This is a genomic window from Bifidobacterium callimiconis (genome assembly GCF_003952005.1).
In the GTDB taxonomy this organism is placed as follows: Bacteria; Actinomycetota; Actinomycetes; order Actinomycetales; family Bifidobacteriaceae; genus Galliscardovia; species Galliscardovia callimiconis.
In genome coordinates, this window is the sequence record NZ_QXGJ01000012.1 from 40,797 (window position 1) to 56,503 (window position 15,707).

Annotated in this window: 11 protein-coding genes; 9 read left to right on the plus strand and 2 right to left on the minus strand. The window is 62.2% G+C overall.

Features of this window, described 5'->3' with window-relative positions; all coding sequences use genetic code 11:
- The first annotated feature begins 5 nt into the window (after positions 1-5).
- Positions 6-1,541 (plus strand): amino acid permease, encoded by a 1,536-nt coding sequence (locus tag D2E23_RS09980; protein WP_126030761.1) that lies wholly within the window; start codon positions 6-8, stop codon positions 1,539-1,541.
- A 91-nt stretch (positions 1,542-1,632) separates the two neighbouring features.
- Positions 1,633-2,703, plus strand: a complete 1,071-nt coding sequence (locus tag D2E23_RS09985) for an AEC family transporter (protein ID WP_126030762.1) — start codon at positions 1,633-1,635, stop codon at positions 2,701-2,703.
- A 144-nt stretch (positions 2,704-2,847) separates the two neighbouring features.
- Here the strand turns inward: D2E23_RS09985 and D2E23_RS09990 are convergent, their stop codons facing one another.
- Positions 2,848-4,143 carry a zinc-dependent alcohol dehydrogenase family protein gene (locus D2E23_RS09990; RefSeq protein WP_206432038.1) on the minus strand — a complete coding sequence of 432 codons (1,296 nt, stop codon included), beginning with the start codon at positions 4,141-4,143 and terminating at the stop codon, positions 2,848-2,850.
- A 241-nt stretch (positions 4,144-4,384) separates the two neighbouring features.
- On the opposite strand from D2E23_RS09990, the gene D2E23_RS09995 reads away from it, so the two are divergent.
- The 4 genes from D2E23_RS09995 (at position 4,385) to D2E23_RS10010 (ending at position 8,951) form a co-directional block, all read left to right on the plus strand.
- Entirely contained in the window at positions 4,385-5,074 is a 690-nt protein-coding gene (locus D2E23_RS09995) for a response regulator transcription factor (RefSeq protein WP_164520778.1), read from the plus strand.
- A gap of 33 nt (positions 5,075-5,107) precedes the next feature.
- Entirely contained in the window at positions 5,108-6,571 is a 1,464-nt protein-coding gene (locus D2E23_RS10000) for a hypothetical protein (protein ID WP_126030764.1), read from the plus strand.
- 454 nt (positions 6,572-7,025) lie between these two features.
- Positions 7,026-7,577 carry a hypothetical protein gene (locus D2E23_RS10005; protein ID WP_126030765.1) on the plus strand — a complete coding sequence of 184 codons (552 nt, stop codon included), beginning with the start codon at positions 7,026-7,028 and terminating at the stop codon, positions 7,575-7,577.
- A gap of 462 nt (positions 7,578-8,039) precedes the next feature.
- Complete coding sequence (locus D2E23_RS10010; RefSeq protein ID WP_164520779.1) at positions 8,040-8,951, plus strand: alpha/beta fold hydrolase; 912 nt, start codon at positions 8,040-8,042, stop codon at positions 8,949-8,951.
- Between the two features lie 322 nt (positions 8,952-9,273).
- Here D2E23_RS10010 and D2E23_RS10015 read toward each other — a convergent pair whose 3' ends face one another.
- Complete coding sequence (locus D2E23_RS10015) at positions 9,274-10,746, minus strand: amino acid permease (protein WP_126030767.1); 1,473 nt, start codon at positions 10,744-10,746, stop codon at positions 9,274-9,276.
- A gap of 342 nt (positions 10,747-11,088) precedes the next feature.
- On the opposite strand from D2E23_RS10015, the gene D2E23_RS10020 reads away from it, so the two are divergent.
- From D2E23_RS10020 to D2E23_RS10030, 3 genes are all read left to right on the plus strand, one after another.
- Complete coding sequence (locus tag D2E23_RS10020; protein WP_126030768.1) at positions 11,089-11,550, plus strand: MarR family winged helix-turn-helix transcriptional regulator; 462 nt, start codon at positions 11,089-11,091, stop codon at positions 11,548-11,550.
- A gap of 134 nt (positions 11,551-11,684) precedes the next feature.
- Positions 11,685-13,484: an ABC transporter ATP-binding protein gene (locus D2E23_RS10025; protein WP_126030769.1), complete on the plus strand. Its 1,800-nt coding sequence runs from the start codon at positions 11,685-11,687 to the stop codon at positions 13,482-13,484.
- A 56-nt stretch (positions 13,485-13,540) separates the two neighbouring features.
- The gene (locus D2E23_RS10030) at positions 13,541-15,382 is read left to right on the plus strand and encodes an ABC transporter ATP-binding protein (protein ID WP_126030770.1); all 1,842 of its coding nucleotides are present in this window, start codon (positions 13,541-13,543) and stop codon (positions 15,380-15,382) included.
- Positions 15,383-15,707 lie beyond the last annotated feature (325 nt).

The window sequence follows — 15,707 nt, forward strand, 5'->3', positions numbered from 1 at the left end:
CGCACATGGCGGGAAATGAGGAGTGTATGCAAGACGTCGAGGAACTTGACGCGGAAAACCAGATGAACCGTGGCCTGAAAAACCGCCACGTGCAGTTCATCGCCATCGGAGGAACCATTGGAACGGGCCTGTTCCTCGGTTCGGGCAAGTCGATCTCGCTCACCGGTCCGAGCATCGTGTTCGTCTATATCGCCGTGGGCATCATCATGTTCCTGCTCATGCGCGCCATCGGCGAGATGATGTACCGCGATCCGAGCCAGCACACGTTCATCAACTTCATCACCCGCTATCTGGGCCGCGGTTGGGGGCACTTCGCCGGCTGGACGTACTGGATCGTGCTGATCCTCATCGGCATGAGCGAGATCACGGCCGTGTCCACATACTTCGTCACGTTCTTCGACACGTTCGGCATTGATCTCAGTCATTGGAAATGGCTGATTGAGCTGTGCTTCCTCGTGGCGCTGTCCGGCATCAATCTGATTGCGGTGAAGGTGTTCGGCGAGGCCGAGTTCTGGTTCTCCATGATCAAGATCACGTTGATCTGCGGCATGATCGCCACCGCCGTGGTCATGCTCGTGATCGGCTACCACTACCCGGCCGTGCAGATCACCGGCTCCGACCACATCAGCCCCGCCGGCCACGTGAGCTTCTCCAACATCACCGACGGGTTCTCGCTCGCGCCGAACGGCTGGCTCGCCCTGCTTATGAGCTTCCAGATGGTGTTCTACGCCTACCAGATGATCGAGTTTATCGGCGTGACCGTGTCTGAGACGCAGAACCCGCGCAAGGTGCTGCCCAAGGCGATCAACGAGATCATCCTGCGCGTGCTGATCTTCTACGTGGGCGCGCTCGTGGCGATCATGGTGATCGTGCCGTGGCGCAACTTCCAGCCCAACGCCGACGGATCGTTCGCCTCCCCGTTCATCATGGTGTTCAAGTACGCCGGTCTTGACTGGGCGGCCGCGCTCGTGTTCTTCGTGGTGATCACCGCCGCGTCGTCCGCACTGAACTCACTGCTCTACTCGGCCGGACGCCACCTCTACCAGCTGGCCAAGGAATCGCCGTCGCCCGCCATGCAGCGGCTCGGCGTGGTCTCGAAGAACCACGTGCCGGCGCGCGCGATCGTCGTGTCCGCGTTGATGATCGTGCTGTCCCCGATCATCAACGCGTTCCCGCAGGTTTCCAGCGCGTTCGTGCTGTTTTCGTCCGCGTCCTCGGCCGTGATCATCTTCATCTACACGCTGACGATGATCGCCCACCGTCGCTACCGCGTGAGCGGTGACTTCATGGCCGACGGCTACGTGATGCCCGCCTACAAGTTCACCAATACGCTTGCCATCGCGTTCTTCGTGTTCGTGTTTTGCACGCTGTTCATCTCCGATGACACGCGTGGCTCGGCCATCGCCGCGCTCGTGTGGCTGATCGTGTTCGGCGGATTCTGCCAGTGGCGTCAGCACTTGGAGGACCGCGACCTCAGGTCCGCCGTGAACAAGGTGGACCGTTCGCGCAGGAGCCGGCCGAAGGTCTCCGCCGACAAGTAGAACAGACTCGGTATTTGACGCCCCTCGGCCGATCGGTTGAGGGGCGCTGTCACGTCATACGTGATCGGGGAGCAACGGAAAAGGCGGGAGCATGTCGCAGTTCGATATCGTGGTCGGGCAGATCGTCGGTTTCTTCATCATGATGATGATCGGCTACGGGTGCGTGCGGCTGCGGTTCTATGGCATGAAGACGCTCGACGGCATGTGCATGCTGCTCACCCGTGTGCTCATCCCGCTGCTCGTGTTCAGCAACGCGGTGGACGGCACCACGCGTGCCGACCTGGTCGGCAACTGGGGCATCATGCTGCTCACCGCCGCCATGTACGGGCTGCTCATGCTCGTGTTCTTCGTGACGGCATGGGCGATTCGGCTGCGGGGGAGTCGCAGCCATCTATTCCAGGCGGGGTTCATCTTCGGCAACGCCGGATTCATCGGCATTCCGCTCGTGCTCGCGCTGTTCCCCAAGCACGGGGCCATGTTCATCGTGCTCATGTCGATTGTGGATCAGGCGCTGCTGTGGACGTACGGCGTGTGGCTGTGCGAGCCGGTGAGGGATGCATCGGAGGCCAAGGGCGGGGCCGGTGCGTCCGGTGAGTCTGGCGAGAGGGTGAAGGCTCCCGGTGTCGCTTCCGGTGCCCCGGATGCTGCCGCATCTGCCAGGTCGTCGCATGGCTTCGGCAAATCCGTGCTCGCGCTGCTCAAGCGTTTCGCCAATCCCGCCATTGCGGGAATCCTCATCGCGCTCGTGATCATCATCGCAGGCTGGCGGGTGCCGCCCATGGTCCTCACTCCGCTGCACACCATCGGCCAGATGGCCACGCCGCTGTCGCTGTTCTATCTCGGTGGCCTGTTCGCGCTCACCAAATGGTGGGGCGTATTCAAACGCTATGAGCTTTACGTGGGACTTGTGGTCAAGATGCTCGCGTTCCCGGTCGGCTTCTACTTCGCCATGAGCGCGCTCGCCGCCGTGACGCCGCTGCCCATCACGCACGAGATGATCCAGATGATGTCGCTGATCTCCGGCCTGCCCACCATGACCACCGTGGCCATGTTCGCCGGACGGTCCAAGAACATGCCCGAATACGCGGTAGGAGTGGTGCTGGTGAGCACCTTGTTCTCGCTGGTGTCGCTTACCGCCATCTCAACGGTCATTTTCGGGTAGCTTTATATCTCAGGATATTAATTCTTGCAATCTCTTGCTTCTTGGCGCTGATAAAAATCGCACAACTGCAAAGTACGGAATCCGGGGCGTTGCAATTCCAGCGCTCCGATTTTGCTACTTTGCAGTTATGCGATTTTTCCTGAACTACTGTTCCGTATTTCCGGGCATGAGCACGGCCGCGCCGGTGAACGCGCCGGCCTTGAGATCCTTGAGCGCGCTCTGCGCCTGATCCAGCGGATACGGGTGCGCGTCGATCTTGATCGGATGCGTGGCCGCGAACGCGAGGAACTCACGCCCGTCACGCCGCGTGTTCGACTCCACCGAGCGGATCTCCTTCTCATGGAACAGATGCTGCTCGTAGTTGAGCGGCGGTACGTCGCTCATATGAATGCCCGCCAGGCTCAGCACGCCGCCCGAACGCAACGCCTCCAACGCGGGCGGCACGATCGCCCCGACCGGCGCGAAGATGATCGCCGCATCCAGAGGCTCATCCGGCTGATCGTACGCATCGTTCGCCGATGCACATCCCAGATTCAGCGCTAGGCGCTGCGCGTCGCGGCCGCGCGTCAGCACATGCACGCGCATGCCCAACGCTAGCGCCACCTGCGCGGTGATATGCGCCGAACCGCCGAACCCATACAATCCCAATGCCGGACGATGACCCACGATCTCGGCGATGCGCTCGCGAGCGCGACCGGCCTCGATGTCGGCGAACGTGACGCCGTCGAGCAGCCCGGTGCGCTTCAGCGCGCGATAGCCGATGATGCCCGCGCACATGAGTGGAGCCGCGGTCTCCAGCGAATACCCGCTGTTGAGCAGGCCGTCGAGCGGGTAGATGTAGTCGTCGGGCGCCACCATGTATTCCGCATAGCCGCCGTTCGCATCCCAGCCGTTGTACAGAGAATGCCGGCACAGGTTCTCCTTGCCGGACACGCAGTAGTCGCATTCGCCACACGTGTGCCGCAGCCAGGCCACGCCCACGCGCTCGCCCACACGCAGCTCCACACGCTGGCCGTGGATGTCGACGCCCTGATCGGCGCCAAGCGCCACGATCTCGCCCACCACTTCGTGACCGGGGGTCACATGAGGCAGATGCGCGGGCAGGTCGCCTTCGGATACGTGCAGGTCGGTGCGGCACACGCCGCAGGCGAGCACGCGGATTAGCGCCTGACCGGGGCCGGGCTTCGGAATGGGCTTTTCGATCCATTCGAGCGGATCGTCCTCGATCGGTCCGGGGTTCTCGCGCACCTGCCATGCGTGCATGGTGGTGACGCCGGGCGTGATCATCGGAGCTGATGCCGGCGCGTTGGAGGTCGCCGCTTCAATGGCGCTCGGAGTTGATGTCGTGTTGGTGTTGGTGTTTTCGGTGTTCTCGTTTGTGGTGTTCGGGGTGCCGTTGGCGTTGTCGCCCGTCATCGGGCTTGTCGTCTCGCTTGTCATACCTGTTGTCTCGCCTTTCCCCAACTGTTTGTAGTGCTCACTTCTTCGTCCATTCTTTCGCCCCTGATGCGCCGTCATGTCAGACTTCGACATGAGACGACGCACTGTCTTCTCTAGGTCTAGCACAATTCGATGTCCCACACGGGAGGCCCGCGGCATTACTCATCGTCGGTTCCCTTCCTCTGATAACCTCTCCAAACCTCATATACTGCTTGATGATCGGACGAGCACAGGAGGCGGTATGATCGACCCGAAGACGCGCGGCAATGCCGCCGGACATGGTGATATACGCGTGGCGATCGTTGATAACGATTCGATCACACTGACCGCGCTCGCCGGCCTGCTGGAGCAACGATTCCGCGCCGTGACCGTCATCTGGACGACCACGGATGGTCGCGAGTCGATCGTCAAGGTGCTGGACCCCAACACGGCTCCCGACGTGTTGCTCGTGGACATGTCGTTGTCGGATATGTCGGGAATCCGCGTATGCCGGGAAATTCGCCGTCGTGACGGGCGGACCCGATTGCTGGGAATCACGTCGTTCCCTCTGAATCTTTACACGCGCAAGGCAAGCGAGGCCGGAGCGCAGGGACTGGTCGGCAAAGAATCCATGAAGGCGCTGTTTGAATCGCTCGGCCGCATACTGTCCGCCGGTGTGGATCTTCCGAAATGCGGAACGGAATTTGAGACGGCCGAAGCGACGCATCGCCGATTGCGCGAGACTCCGCCGCAAGGCGTGGACGCGTTGTCTCCCATGGAACTGCGCGTGCTGCAGGCATGCACCGAAGGAAAGAATCAGGAGCGGATCGCCGACGAGCTCGGCATCGCATCCGGTACCGTGCGCACGCACGTGAAGCGCATCAAGGCGAAACTGCACGCCGCCACCCTGAGCCAGGCGGTCATGTTGTGGATCACGATGCGGGACGAATAGGGAGTGGTCATGCTGGGTAGAAGCGCTTTGGATATGAGTGAGACCACGAAGAGCGAAACGGCGAACGATGACCGATCCGAAGTGAATACGGCTGCAAAACCCATCGCTGATTTCGCTCGAACCCACCGTTTGCGATTCGCTGCGCTTGCGCTCGCTATCGTGTTCTCCCTGTTGGATTGGTATCCGATGTGGGCTGCCGGAGCCGGTTTGCCGGGGCCCGAGATCTCGGTGATGATCGCGCTGATCATGTCGATGCTGATTGCCATGGTCGACCTCCGCCGGGGTGCCGTGCTGGCCGCGCTCGCGATGATGGCATCCGTGCCTACAGGCGGTGTGCTGGGAACGTCGTGGGCGGACTGGGCTCAGTATGCGCTGATCGGCTTACTGGCGTTCGAGGTCAACGCCGCTTCGGCCGTGGCGTTGGGAATGATCGCCATCGCGTCGGCCACGGGATTCGTGAGCCTGCATACATGGATGCTGACCATGCCGTTGGCGGGCTGGGTGGGCGATGTCATGATGACCGCCACACCTTTATTTATTGGTTTAACTTTCCGCTGGCGTGCCGATGCACAGGAAGCGGAGACGCGATTGCGGCTACGGGAACGAGAGCTGGCGCAACTGCAGCGAGACCTGCAATTGGTGCATGTGCTTCACGACACGGTCGCCGGACGTCTGGCGTTCGTCTCCGCGTTCAGCGAGCAACGTGCAAGTTCACAAGCGGGTGCCGACACGCAGAATGCTGACACGCAATCGTGGAAGTTGGTCAATGAGGAGACGGCCGATGCACTCCACAGTGTCTGGCAGGCCGTGCGAGTGCTGTCCGCTGAATCATCGCGGTCGTCCGAGAAAGGGACCGCGGCGGAGACTGCCGCCGTTGATGATGGGCCGGATGCCTGCATGAACGACTGCGTGAATGTCTGTGCAGGTGGGCATACGAGTGCCGTGCCTGATAGCGTGGTTCACCGAATGACTTGGGTCTCCGAGGACTGGAGTCACCGACTTGACCTGTTGAATCTGCATGGCGCGGTACGGATCTCCGGGAGCGCTGCGAGATGCGATGAGAAAGTCGGTGAGTTGGCCGAACAACTTCTCGGCGAACTGTTCGTCAACATCCTCAAATATGCCAAGCGCTCGGAACACGCTTCCGAATATGTTGAATGGTCGGACAAACGATTATGTGACGATTATCTGATCGCGATCACCTGCTCCGACAGTGGCATTCACATCACGCAGACCAACGCCATTGCTCCGGACGATGGCCGGTCGAATCGTGTGCGTATCGGTAATGATGACGATACCGTTGCCGGCGGTGACCTCGACAACGGTGATGGTGTTGACGGTATTGGCACGGGTATTGGCACCGGCGCACAGGCCGGGCTGCCTTATTATCAGCGGCGATTGCAGGACATCGGCGGTTCTCTGTCATATGCCGCCATCGACGACAGCTGGATGCTGCAAGCCGCCATCCCCACTCATGCCGCCGCCGTCCACATTTGAGGACACCCACGTTGCCGTCCACATATCCGTCTTTCTACCCTGAACGAGTTGAGATACGTGCTCCTCTCGGGAGAGCGCCGCAATGTTGCCGTGGAGTCGGAAAGCCGAGAACCGGACAGGTCTCGAGAATCCACGCGGCGAGGAATCCCGGTGAAGGGAAGAAAACCGACAGGGACACGGATTTGTAATGCTGAAGAGTAGTCGCGTGCTCCCTCCATGGGAGGGAGCTGGCCTCCGAAGGCGGACTGAGGGAGGGCACGTCCCGTACGAAAACGGCGGGCGGCAACCGTCTATCCCCACCCACCGGAAAGGAGAGTCCATGACCGGATTCCGCTTTACCGTCGCCCGTAACAACGGCCCACACGCTTTCAGGAACCACCATCGTCTCCGGCACGTCCTCGCCGCAATCGCGCTCCTGCTCTGCGCTGCGCTGACCGGGTGTGGGAGCGCGCCGGTGAGGGGCGTATCGTCGCGGGGGAGCGAGGCGTTCACGCGGGATACGGTTCGGCTGGCGTCGTCGCAGATGCGGGAGCTGAAGCAGATACAGGAGCGGACGCATTCCGCCATGATCGCCGACATCATGAAGGACGGTGTCATTACGGCGCAGGAGATGAACGATCTGCAGCGTCAGCAGATGGACTGCTACGCCGCGGAAGGCTACGACATCCTGTACGACGATGATCTGACGGCGACTGTGATCCCGCGCGACGCGAACGGCGAGGGCGAGACCGAGGCGGTGGCTCGTAAGTGCGACACTAATCAGGGATTCGCCGACGTGTACAACGTCTATTTCGAGGCGCTGCGGAACCCGGACGCGCGCGACATGACGAAGGCGACGATCCAGTGCCTGATCGACAACGGTCTGGTCGACAAGACGTATTCGAAGGCCGATTACGAGCGGGATTCCAAGAACCGTACCGGTCCGTATACGCCCGACCCCGAGACCGGTGGCGTGAACGATCAGGTCTACACCTGCGGTCGGGACCCACTCGGCAATCTGGAGTAGGGCTAGGCCTGCTCAGGCTCTCGACTCCCCTCAGAGAGGGGAGCCACTGGATTCGGCTCCCCTCGCTGAGGCCGGGCCCGTGAAGCGAACGCTGGTGGCGTTCGCAGGGCTCGAGCGAGCCGGCAGGCGAGCAAGGTAATGCGACCGCAAGGTTGTCCGTTCTTGCGGGACGAGCTGTCACCGAAGGTGACTGAGGGGAGTGGGCGGGTAAATATCTGGTTGGTGTTTGGGAGCCCTCCCTCTGTCGTGACAAAGTCACGACATCTCCCTCCTAAGGAGGGAGAACTCTGGTGTGTGGCTTGTACTGGTTTGTTCTCCCTCCGTGGGAGGGAGATGCCACGGCGGGCGCCGTGACAGAGGGAGGGGCCCGAGCGCTTAAGCCTGAGATTCCCCTCAGAACATCGGGCTGGGATGTCGCCGAATGTGATACACCATAAGGTGATATCACCAAGGAGATGCGTCATGGACGATAAGCTCAGATTCCCGCGATTTCCGCGGGTGCCGCAGTTCGGGCCGTTTGATACGCCGGAGTTCATGCGCACGTTCGGCATCGACTGCTCGGTGGGGCGCCTCACGGCCATGGCGTCGCGCAATCTCGACACCGCCAGGCGCGTGGCCGTGTTCATTCCGGGATTCACCGGGTCCAAGGAGGACTTCATTCCGTTCTTTCCGTATCTGTGGCGCGAACTGTGCTCGACCGGTCATGACGATTTCGCCATCGTCGCGTATTCGCAGCGCGGCCAGGCTGATTCCGCGGCGCCGAACGACCGGAACTCCTATGCGCTTGACGATTTCGTGGCCGATGGCTGCGAGGTGTTGGAACGACTGGGCGCCGATGATCGTCCGATTGATCTGGTCGGTCATAGTTTTGGGGGAGTGGTGGCACGGCGTGTGGCGCTGCGTCGGCCGGAACTGCTGCGCTCGCTGACGGTGTTCGATTCCGGCGCGGTGCCCGTGAAACTGTCTCCGGTGATCAAGGCGGGGCCTGCGATCATTCGTCTGCTCGGACCGATGGTCATGTACTGGGCGTATCGGCCGAAGCTGCGCGACGAGCCGCAGGCCGATCGTCTGGCTGAGCTGTTCCGTCAGTGCATGCATGCGTCGTCGAAGTATCATCTCGCATCGGTCGCCGATTTCATGACGAAGTTCGACGATGTGACTGACGAACTCAAAATGTTTCACGTGAAACATGACGTGCCGATCAATATCATGTATGGCAAAAACGACGACGTCTGGCCGAACGATGTCTATGACGGCGAGGCCGCCGCGCTTGGCATCACGCCGATCGCGTTCGATAACGCCGGTCATCTCGCCCAGGACGATCAGCCCGAGCCCTTCGCCAAGGCGCTGGTGCGCTTCTGGGACCGGTGCTGAACAAGGTTCCGAGTGCGATGCCACCGCGCACCCCTCGCGATTCACAGCGCCAAACACCCGTCCGACCCTACCGCAAACTTCCGTTTGATGCTGTGAATCGCACGGGACGTCGATGTTCCGGCGGATATGACAGTGCCCGGACCGTCGGGGGCGGTTCGGGCACTGTTGGATTTGATTATGGTGGCGAAGGCCCTCCCTCAGTCCGCCTAACGGGCGGACAGCTCCCTCCCTAGGAGGGAGCACGAGCGGGTATGGGCATGTTGCGTATCTCATGCCTCCCGGTTCATGCCCCTCCGGGGAGCGCAACGGGGTCGAGCGTCCTTTACTTCTTCACCTGGGTGAGCTGGTAGCTGACGAACAGGATCGCGAGCCAGATCACGCCGGCGATCACGGCCACGCGGTAGCTCGGCGAGAAGCACATGAGCACCACCACGAGCGCGAGGAACGCGAGCACCACCCACGGGGTGACCTTGGCGAACGGCAGCTTGAAGTGGATCGCGGCGAGCGCCTCCTTGCCGGAGAGTCCGTGCAGCGCGGAGTCTTCCGGCGCCTTGCCGGCTTCTGCCACGCGGCGGAACTTCATCTCGGTGATCATGATCATCGTCCAGTTGATCACACCGGCGATGGTGGCGATCGACATCAGGTAGTTGAACGCGAACTCGGGCCACAGGAACACCACGACCACGGCGATGGCGGTGATTACGGCGGAGGTGAGTACGCCGGCCACGGGCACACCGTTCTTGTTGAGCTTGCCGAGGTAGGCGGGGGCGTTGCCCTGCTTGGCGAGCGAGTACAGCATGCGGGAGTTGGCGTACAGGCCGGAGTTGTAGACGCTCATCACGGCGGTGAGGCACACGAAGTTGAGGATGCCGGCGGCCACGTGCACGCCCACGGAGTCGAAGATCTGCACGAACGGGCTGGACTTGCCGTCGATCGTGTTCCACGGCACCACGGCCATGATCACGCCGAGCGCACCGATGTAGAAGACGAGGATTCGCCAGATGATGTCGTTGGTCGCACGCGGGATGGTGCGGCGCGGATCCTCGGTCTCGCCGGCGGTGATGCCGATGAGCTCGGTGCCGCCGAAGCTGAACATCACCACGACGAGCGCCATGAGCAGGCCGGTCCACGAGCCGTCGGAGGACTGCGACATCAGACCGTTCGGGAAGAATCCGCCGTCGATGTTGAACCAGTTGGCGAAGCTGGCGGGTACGCCGGAATCGGTGGGCAGCGCGAAGACGATCACGGCAAGGCCGCCGAGGATCATGGCCACCACGGCCACGATCTTGATGATGGCGAACCAGAACTCGAACTCGCCGAACTGGCTAACGCCAAGCAGGTTGGCCGCCGCGATGATAATGAGGAACGCGGCCGCCGACACCCACGTCGGGATGGCGGGGAACCAGTAGTTCACGAACGAGCCGACCACGGACAGCTCCACCATCGACACGAGGATGTAGTTGAACCAGTAGTTCCAGCCGGACACGAATCCGGCGCGCTTGGACCAGTACTGGGTGGCGTAGTAGCTGAAGGCGCCGGCCTTCGGATCCTCTACCGACATCTCGGACAGCGCGCGCACGATCATGAAGATCGCGAGGCCGCCGATCAGGTAGGCCAGCAGGATCGACGGGCCGGCGAGCGCGATGGATTCGGACGAGCCGTAGAACAGGCCCGTGCCGATGGCGCCGCCGAGCGCGATGAGCTGGATGTGGCGGTTCTTCAGTGATTTGCGTAATGATGCGGGGACCGGCACGTCGTCGGTCTCGCGCGGCTTGGTCGATTGGTTTTCGGCCATGGCGTTTCCCTTCCTCTCTGAGTCTTGCGGCATGCTCCGCGTGGGTCTGGCTGCTGTTGGCAAATGTTCCACGTGAAACGTGCGGTACGGGTGCCTTCGCCGATGGTGTCGGTGCCGGCATCGTTCGGTCAACGTGTACCGAGGGTAGTCGTACCGCATGTCACCGGCGGGATTCTGTCCATCGAAACCGAAAGAGCCGGTGCGCCCTTCCGTGGGGAACGCCGATATTTGACACTATAAAATATTGGTGGTAGAAAATATCTCGGAAGCCGCAAGGGGACGACGGGTCCGGCAGCAATGCCGGCGCGATCGCAGAAGCGGTGAATCGAGAAAGGGAATGCCATGGGATTTGCCGAGGATGCGGTCGCGGAGATGTTCGCGCTCTCGATGCGCACTCGCGGCAAGGCAATCGACAAGGTCAGCCGCGGGGCCAAGGGCGAGATGCCGGCGCTGCACATGCTGGCTGTGTCGAGCGTGCCGCTGACGCCGGGGCGTATATCCGATGCGCTCGGCGTGAGCCCGGGTCGCGTGTCCGCGATCCTGGACCGGCTGGAGAAAAAGGGGATGATCGTACGCGAAACCGATCCGTCCAACCGTCGCAACGTGCTGGTGAGTGTCACCGACGCTGGGCGCGAAGCGGATCGTGAGGCCTTTACACAGATGCATGACCGTTTCATCCGTGTATTCGAGCACATGGGGGAGGAGCATACCAGGCAATTTCTCGACCGATGCAAGGAGTTCGCCGGCTACATGCTTGACGAAGGCTTTCCGTCGCCGCCCGAAGGGCCGCCGTGTGCGCTCTGACCTGACGGCACTGCCGTGACGGCATGACGGCGACCCCGGTGCGTCCGGGGTTTCCTTTTGCCTCATCTTGAACACTGTAAATAATGACTACCCAAAATAAAAACCGCAAGGAAAGAAACCATAGGGGAACAACCGTGATCAGAATTAGCAAATACCTATCCAAGGCCGAATGGGGGCAGCTGTTCGTCGGCCTGCTGCTCGTCATCGCACAGATCTGGTTCAATCTGGAACTGCCCGACTACATGGCCGACATCACCCGACTTGTCGAGACGCCCGGCAGCGAGATGCACGACATCTGGGTGGCCGGCGGCAAAATGCTTGCCGTCTCGCTCGGCGCCGTCGTGTGCATGATCCTCGTCTCGCTGATCACCGCGCGCGTGGGCGCATCGTTCAGTCAGCGTCTGCGCTCGCTGGAGTTCAAGCGCGTCGAATCGTTCGGTCCGGCCGAGATGAACCGGTTCTCGTCGGCCAGTCTGATCACCCGATCCACGAACGACATCACGCAGATCCAGATGTTCGTGACCATGGGTCTGATGCTGCTCGTGCAGTCGCCGATCATGGCCGTGTGGGCCGTGTGCAAGATCGCCGGCAAGGGCTTCGAATGGACCGTCGCCACCGGTGTGGCCGTCGCGATCCTCATGGTCGCCGTCGCAATTCTCATGGCGCTGGTCATGCCCAAGTTCAAGGCCATGCAGACGCTCACCGACAACATCAATCGCGTTTCACGTGAAAACCTCACCGGCCTGCGCGTGGTGCGCGCCTACAACGCCGAGGACTATCAGGAGGCCAAGTTCGACAAGGCCAACACCGACCTGACCGAGACACAGCTGTTCACCAACCGCGCGATGAGCGTGATGATGCCGCTCATGAACACCGTGATGAACGGCCTGATGCTCGCCGTGTACTGGATCGGCGCCTACCTGATCGACGCGGCCGACATGACCGACAAGCTCACCCTGTTCTCCAACATGGTGGTGTTCTCCAGCTACTCCGTGCAGGTGATCATGAGCTTCCTCATGATGAGCATGGTGTTCGTGCTCTGGCCGCGCGCCGACGTGTCCGCCAAGCGCGTGCTCGAAGTGCTCGACACCAAGCCGACCGTGACCGACGGCACCCGCACCGCCGGCGAGCGCGACGCCGCCGGCAACGAGCTGCGCGGCGAGGTCGAGTTCCGCGATGTGACGTTCACGTACCCCGATTCGCGCGAGCCGATGCTCGAACACGTGAGCTTCAAGGCCGAGCCCGGCCAGACCGTGGCGTTCATCGGATCCACCGGCTCCGGCAAGTCCACGCTCGTGAACCTCGTGCCGCGCTTCTACGACGCCACCGAAGGCCAGGTGCTCGTCGACGGCGTGGACGTGCGCGACTACGAGCTCAAGGCGCTGCGCGACAGGATCGGCTACGTGCCACAGCGTTCCGTGATGTTCAAGGGCACGGTGGCCAGCAACGTGGCGTACGGCGATACGACCGCGGCCGGCGTGGACACCGCCTCGTCCGGCGCCGTCGACCCCGACTCCGTGCACGCCGCCATCGACGTGGCCCAGGCCGGCGAGTTCGTGAACAAGATGCCCCGCGGCATCGACTCCGAGATCGCCCAGGGCGGCTCCAACGTGTCCGGCGGCCAGAAGCAGCGACTGTCCATCGCCCGCGCGGTATGGCGTCACCCGGAGATCCTCGTGTTCGACGATTCGTTCTCCGCGCTTGACTTCCGTACCGACCGCGAGGTGCGCGAGGCCCTCGCCCGCGAATGCGCCGACTCGACCAAGCTGATCGTCGCGCAGCGCATCGGAACGATCATGCACGCCGACCAGATCATCGTGCTTGACGACGGCCGCGTGGTCGGCCACGGCACGCACAAGGAACTGCTCGAAACCTGTGACGTCTACCGCGAGATCGCCGAATCCCAGCTTTCCCAGACCGAGCTCGCCGCGTAGGGGAGGAGTCGGCCGAGCAAAACGCTTCAACTGCATATAGAACTTAAGGAGAACCAATGCCAGGACCAATGGGACCGCGTACCGCGGTCGAAAAACCGCAGGACTTCGGCAAGATCATGGGCAAACTCGTCCGCTTCTGCAAGCGGTATCTGCCCGCGATGATCATCGCGCTGATTCTCGGCGCCGCCGGAACCGTCTGCCAGATCATCGGACCGGACAAACTCAAGGACGTCACCAACGAGATCACCAAGGGCCTGCCCGCCATGGTCAACGGCCGTCCGGTCATGAACTCGATCGACATGGACGCCGTCACGCGCATATGCGTCACGCTCGTGGTGCTCTACGTCGGCTACGCGCTGCTCACCTACGTGCAGAGCTGGATCATGGCCAGCGTCACCCAGCGCACCGCCCAGCGTCTGCGTGACGAGATCTCGAAGAAGATCAACCGTCTGCCGCTCAAGTACTTCGACAAGGTCAGCTACGGCGACGTGCTCAGCCGCATCACCAACGACGTGGACGCCATCGGCCAGACGCTCGGCCAGTCGTTGGGATCGCTCATCACCGCGGCCACGCTGTTCGTCGGATCGCTCGTCATGATGTTTTATAACAACGTGACCATGACGCTCACCGCGATCGGCGTGAGCGTGATCGGCCTGATCATCATGATGATCATCATGAAGGCGTCGCAGAAGTACTTCACGCTGCAGCAGCTCGCGCTCGGCGAGGTCAACGGCCACGTGGAGGAGATGTACGCCGGCCATACGATCGTCAAGGCCTACTCCGGTGAGGATTCGTCGATCGACCAGTTCGAGAAGTACAACGACCGTCTGTACGTGTCCGGCTGGAAGTCGCAGTTCCTGTCCGGTCTGATGATGCCGATCATGCAGTTCGTGGGCAACCTCGGCTACGTGGCCGTGTGCGTTGTGGGCGCGGCGCTCGCCATGAACGGCGACATCGAGTTCGGCGTGATCGTGGCGTTCATGATGTACATCCGCCTGTACACGCAGCCGCTGTCGCAGTTCGCGCAGGCGTTCCAGAACCTGCAGCGCTGCGCCGCCGCGTCCGAGCGTGTGTTCGGCTTCCTTGAGGAGCCGGAGATGAGCGACGAGACCGCGCTCGAGGGCCGTCACATCACCGACGAGGCCGGCGACGCCAACGGTCTGCGCGGCGACGTGGAGTTCGACCACGTGCGCTTCGGCTACAAGCCGGGCGAGCCGGTGATCCACGACTTCAGCGCCAGCGTAAAGGCCGGGCAGAAGGTGGCGATCGTGGGCCCGACCGGCGCCGGCAAGACCACCATGGTCAACCTGCTCATGCGCTTCTACGATCTCAACGGCGGCGACATCCGCATCGACGGCGTCTCCACCGCGTCTGTGCCGCGCGCCGAAGTGCACGACCAGTTCGCCATGGTGCTGCAGGACACGTGGACCTTCGAGGGCACGATCCGCGAGAACATCGTGTACTCCAAGAAGGGCGTGACCGACGAACAGGTGCAGGCCGCCTGCCGCGCCGTGGGCCTCGACCGCTTCATCCGCTCGCTGCCCGACGGCTACGACACCGTGCTCAACGACAACACCAGCCTGTCCGCAGGCCAGAAGCAGCTGCTCACCATCGCGCGAGCCATGATCCAGGACGCGCCGATCCTGATCCTCGACGAGGCCACTTCGTCCGTGGACACGCGCACCGAGGAGCTGATCCAGAAGGCCATGGACCAGCTGACCGTGGGACGTACGTCGTTCGTGATCGCACACCGCCTGTCCACGATCAAGAACGCCGACATGATCCTCGTGATGAAGGACGGCGACATCATCGAACGCGGCACGCACGACGAACTGCTCGCCGACGGCGGCTTCTACGCCGACCTCTACAACAGCCAGTTCGCCACCCTCGCCGCGTAGGCGTCGGAGCGGTCTCGACGGACCTGTGCTGGGTGTCGGCGACCTCGATGCTTAGTTCGGAGCGGTCGGCTCCCCTCAGTCGGCTGCGCCGACAGCTCGTCCTGTGATAATGGATGACCGTGCCGGTCGCGGATTCCTAGCTCGCCTTTCGGCTCGCCCGAGCCTTAAAAACGCCGCCGGCGTTTTCTAACGGCCCCGGCCTCAGAGCGGGGAGCCGCGATCCCAAATCCGACAGGGGCGCATCCGGTGGCTCCCCTCTCTGAGGGGAGCTGTCCGCCACCGGCGGACTGAGGGGAGCCGCGGCAAAAACTCAATCACCGCAGCA